The 955-nt window shown below is 61.3% G+C and carries 1 protein-coding gene; it reads right to left on the bottom strand.

Annotated elements, in window-relative coordinates; translation table 11 throughout:
- On the bottom strand, window positions 1-955 hold a 955-nt coding region (locus tag LU671_RS29300), incomplete at both ends, for an immunoglobulin-like domain-containing protein (protein ID WP_332880106.1).

Below are 955 nucleotides of genomic sequence, written 5' to 3'. Positions count from 1 at the left end.
GTCACGGTCAGGTCGTGGTCCAGTTTCTGGCTGACCTTGACGGTGAAGGCCGGCTGCTGGTCTTCGGTGACATCGCCTTTGCCAACGATGGTGACGGTGACCTTGTCGCCCTGGTTATCGGTACCTGGCGTGCCGGTGCCAGGTTCGTCAGTGACGGAGGTCTTCACTTCGTCCTGACCCAGGGTCAGTTTTTCGAAGTTGTCGGCGCCGGTGACACCTTCCAGCTTGTTGGTGATGGTCGGTTGGCCACCAACGAACACATCGTCCGGAGCGGTGATGGTGAAGGTACCGCTGGCGCTGCCGGCTGGAATGGTGACCTTGGTGCCGTCGGTGAGGGTGAAGGTCAGGCCATTGTGGCCATTGACCGGCAGACCCTGGGCGTTGGTCAGGGTCACGGTGTAGGTGATCTGGCCGCCTTCGGACACCGTGGTCTTGTCGGCGGTGAGGGTCGCGACGACTTCGCTGACGGTGTCGGTGATCTGCACCGAGGCGTTGCCGCCCAGTTCCAGATTTTCGAAAGCCTTGCCATCAACGGCGGCATCGCTGATGCCGACGGTCAGGGTATCGCCGTCCTTGAAGACGTCATCACCTTGGGCCTTGGCCTTGTACTCGGCTTCGGTCTGGCCAGCAGGGATCACCACCTTGTCGCCATTGGACAGAGTGACAGTCAGGTCATGGTCGAGCTTCTGGCTGACCTTGACGGTGAAGGCTGGCTGCTGGTCCTCGGTGACATCGCCTTTGCCGACGATGGTGACAGTGACCTTGTCGCCCTGGTTGTCGGTACCTGGCGTGCCAGTGCCTGGCTCGTCGGTCACGGTCGTGGTGATCGTGTTGTCGCCGAGGGTCAGCTTCTCGAAGTTGTCTGCGCCGCTGACGCTTTCGATCTTGTTGACGATCGAAGGCTGGCCGCCGACGAACACATCATCCGGTGCGGTGATGGTGAACGTGCCACTGG

Source organism: Pseudomonas sp. NMI760_13, assembly GCF_021283245.1.
GTDB lineage: Bacteria > Pseudomonadota > Gammaproteobacteria > Pseudomonadales > Pseudomonadaceae > Aquipseudomonas > Aquipseudomonas peradeniyensis.
The sequence above is the reverse complement of the archived record's forward strand: the minus strand, read 5'-3'. Positions and strand labels throughout refer to the sequence as shown.